Source organism: Streptomyces sp. W16, assembly GCF_033194735.1.
In the GTDB taxonomy this organism is placed as follows: Bacteria; Actinomycetota; Actinomycetes; order Streptomycetales; family Streptomycetaceae; genus Streptomyces.
Genome location: NZ_JAWOAI010000788.1, coordinates 1 through 3,321 on the forward strand (window position 1 = coordinate 1; position 3,321 = coordinate 3,321).

The 3,321-nt window shown below is 70.9% G+C and carries 5 protein-coding genes; 1 reads left to right on the forward strand and 4 read right to left on the reverse strand.

Features of this window, described 5'->3' with window-relative positions:
- Positions 1–371 precede the first annotated feature (371 nt).
- The 4 genes from R6V09_RS49245 to R6V09_RS49260 form a co-directional block, all read right to left on the reverse strand.
- Entirely contained in the window at positions 372–611 is a 240-nt protein-coding gene (locus R6V09_RS49245) for a chaplin family protein (protein ID WP_317887951.1), read from the reverse strand.
- A 204-nt stretch (positions 612–815) separates the two neighbouring features.
- Positions 816–1,055 carry a chaplin gene (locus R6V09_RS49250; protein ID WP_019067390.1) on the reverse strand — a complete coding sequence of 80 codons (240 nt, stop codon included), beginning with the start codon at positions 1,053–1,055 and terminating at the stop codon, positions 816–818.
- Positions 1,056–1,210: 155 nt separating this feature from the next.
- Positions 1,211–1,852, reverse strand: a complete 642-nt coding sequence (locus R6V09_RS49255; protein WP_317887952.1) for a response regulator transcription factor — start codon at positions 1,850–1,852, stop codon at positions 1,211–1,213.
- Positions 1,845–2,990 carry a GAF domain-containing sensor histidine kinase gene (locus R6V09_RS49260; RefSeq protein ID WP_317887953.1) on the reverse strand — a complete coding sequence of 382 codons (1,146 nt, stop codon included), beginning with the start codon at positions 2,988–2,990 and terminating at the stop codon, positions 1,845–1,847. Before R6V09_RS49260 ends, R6V09_RS49255 begins: the two co-directional genes overlap by 8 nt.
- A 184-nt stretch (positions 2,991–3,174) precedes the next feature.
- Here R6V09_RS49260 and R6V09_RS49265 point away from each other — a divergent pair.
- On the forward strand, positions 3,175–3,321 hold a 147-nt coding region (locus R6V09_RS49265; protein WP_317887954.1), incomplete at its 3' end, for an SDR family NAD(P)-dependent oxidoreductase.

Below are 3,321 nucleotides of genomic sequence, written 5' to 3' on the forward strand. Positions count from 1 at the left end.
CAGCGGGTGGGGTTGCTGGTGTCCCTGGCCTCCGAGAGCGGGCACGGGGGTGCGGTGAGCGCGTCCGAGATGGCGGTGCGGGCGGAGGCGTTGCGGCCGGTGGAGCGGACGGCTCGGCGGGCGCAGGTCGCGGCGTACAACTCCGTTGTGGAGGAGCGGGAGAAGGGGGTGCGCTGAATGTTCCGTTGCGCTGGTTGCCCGGTGTTGGTGTGGGCGTCTCTGGGGGCTGCCGCCCCCAGGCCCCCGCTTCGGCCCTGAAGGGGCCTCGTCCTCAAACGCCGGACGGGCTGATTTTGCAGGCCTGTGCTCCAAGAAGAAGGGCCCCGCGAGTCGTCGTTGACTCGTGGGGCCCCTCTTCAGTGCTGTGGGCGTCAGTCGTTGATGCCCTTGTTGCCGAACGTGGGGTTCAGCAGGCCGATGACGTTGACGCTGTCACCGACGACGTTGACGGGGACGTGCACCGGGACCTGGACGACGTTGCCCGAACCGACACCCGGCGACTTCACGGCCGCGCCGTCGGCACCCGCGTCGGCGAAAGCGGCACCGGCGGAGGCGCCGGCGGCGATACCGGCGACGGTGAGGGCCACGGCGGCCTTCTTGGCGATGTTCATGGGAAGCGTTCCTCCTGCGATTGCGTGACCGACCCGGCCGCGGGTCGTGCGCTGATCAACGCGGGGGGTACCGAAAACGGCACGGAAATGCGCGTTTGACTGCCCGTTCGGATCATTGGCGGGACAAACCGACGAGGTGACGAGCAGACCGGCCTCCCGGGAGCGCCCGGGAGGCCGGAGGTCACTGTCGCGGAGCGACGTGCGTCAGTGGTTGACGCCCAGGTTGCCGAATGCGGGGTTCAGGACGCCGATGACGTTGACGCTGTTGCCGACCGCGTTCACCGGGACGTGCACCGGGACCTGGACGACGTTGCCCGAGCCGACGCCGGGCGAACCGACGGCCTGGCCGTTCGCCAGGCCGTCGGCGGAGGCCAGCCCGGCACCGGCGGCGACCAGCCCGCCGGCCACCATCGTCACGGCCGCTGCCTTCTTCAGGTTCTTCACTTCTGAGCCCTCCTAGCGATCACCGCGGCAGGCGCCGCGGCACGCACTGGAGAACGGCGGAGATCCACGAAGGATGCGCCATCCGGGGGACATTCCCACGACGGTATGAATCTCGGTCCGGAACGGGACGCTCCGTGTTGCCGCCGTATCCCTTCTCACCTCGTCAGACCGTGACGTACGGCGAACAGGGCGGCCTGGGTGCGGTCCGCCAGGTCGAGTTTCATCAGGATGTTCGAGACGTGGGTCTTGACCGTCTTCTCGGAGAGGACCAGGGCGCGGGCTATCTCGCGGTTGGAGCGGCCGTCGGCGATGAGGCCGAGCACCTCGCGCTCCCTTTCCGTGAGTGAACCACCTCTCCCCTGGCCCGAGTTGGACTCCTCCTGGGACAAGAGGACGCCCGCGACCTCGGGTTGGAGCAGGATGTGGCCGGCGTGGACGGAGCGGATGGCGCCGGCCAGGGCGTCCGGGTCCACGTCCTTGTAGACGTAACCGGCGGCGCCCGCGCGCAACGCCGGGATCACCGTGCGCTGTTCGGTGAAGCTGGTGACGATCAGCACGCGCGCGGGGTGATCGAGTTCGCGGAGCTTGCGCAGCGCCTCGATGCCGTCCATGCCCGGCATCTTGACGTCCATGAGGACGACGTCGGGCTTCAACTCCTCGGTGCGGGCGACCCCTTCGGCGCCGTCGGCCGCCTCGCCGACGACCTCGATGTCGTCCTGCACCTCCAGGAAGGTGCGCAGGCCCCGGCGGACGACCTGGTGGTCGTCGACGATCAGCACCTTGATTGGGTCAGCCACCGGGGACCTCCATCTCGATCGTGGTGCCCTTTCCGGGCGCCGATTCCACGGTGAGCGTGCCGCCGACGCCGTTGGTCCGGTCCCGCATGGAGACCAGGCCGAGGTGGCGTCCCGCGCGGCGGATCGACTGGGGTTCGAAGCCGCGGCCGTCGTCGGTGATCCGCAGGACCGCGCCGCAGCCGCTTCGCTCCAGGGTCACGGCGACATGGTCCGCGCCGGAGTGCCGCAGCGCGTTGTGCAGGGCCTCCTGGGCGACGCGGAGCATGGCCTCCTCCTGGGCGGCGGGCAGGGCGCGGAAGCCTCGGCCGGTGAAGGTCACGCGTGCGGTGTGGGCGCGGTCGAGGACCTGGATCTGGGTGCGCAGGGTGGCGCTCAGTCCGTCCTCGTCGAGGGCGGCGGGGCGCAACTCGACGACTGCGGCGCGCAGTTCGTCGGCGGCCTCTGCGGCGAGCGCGGCGACCTGCTGGAGTTCGCCCTTGGCGCGGGAGGGGTCGCGGTCGACGAGGGTGGCGGCGGCCTGTGCGGTGAGGCGGAGGGAGAACAGCTTCTGGGCGACCGCGTCGTGCAGTTCGTGGGCGAGCCGGGAGCGCTCCTCGACGATGGTCAGCTCGCGGCTGCGCTCGTAGAGGCGGGCGTTGGTGAGGGCGATGGCGGCGTGCTGGGCGAGGATGGAGAGCAGTTCCTCGTCCTCCTCGGTGAAGCCGCAACTGCCGTCCCTCTTGGGGCAGTTCTTGTTGGCGAGGAACAGGGCGCCGATGACCTCGTCGTCGTCGCGGATGGGCAGGCCGAGGAAGTCGGACATGTCGGGGTGGGCCGCGGGCCAGCCCTCGAAGCGCGGGTCCTTGCGCACGTCCGCGAGGCGCTCGGCCTTGGCCTCGTGCAGCATCGCGGCGAGGATGCCGTGCTGGCGCGGGAGCGGGCCGATGGCCTTCCACTGGGCGTCGCTGACGCCGTCGACCACGAACTGGGCGAAGCCGCCGTGGTCGTCGGGGACGCCGAGCGCTGCGTACTGCGCGTCGAGCAGCTCGCGGGCCGAGGCGACGATCGTCTTGAGGACGTCGCGCACCTCCAGGTGCCTGCTCATGGCCAGCAGTGCGGAGCTCACCGCCGCGAGGCCAGACCGTGGACCTTGACTCATGTCCTCACGGTACCGGCGGGGTGTGACAACGCGGATCGGGCTGGTGACGGCCGTCGTCTGGTCCGGAAGGCCTAGGGCGAAGGGCCCCGGTGGACTGCGGCCCGCGTCCGACGCGGCGGGGGTGGTCCCGTTCCTACGTTGGGGGCACGCCGACGGGGGCGTAGTGGACGAGGGGACGTGTGTCATGTCGGTAGCGATCATCACGGGGGCGTCGAAGGGGCTGGGGCGGGCGCTCGCCGAGGCGCTGGCCGCGCGGGGCTGGGACCTGGTGCTCGACGCCAGGACCGAGGGGGCGCTGACGGAAGCCGCGGTGGCCGTCGCCGCGTACGGC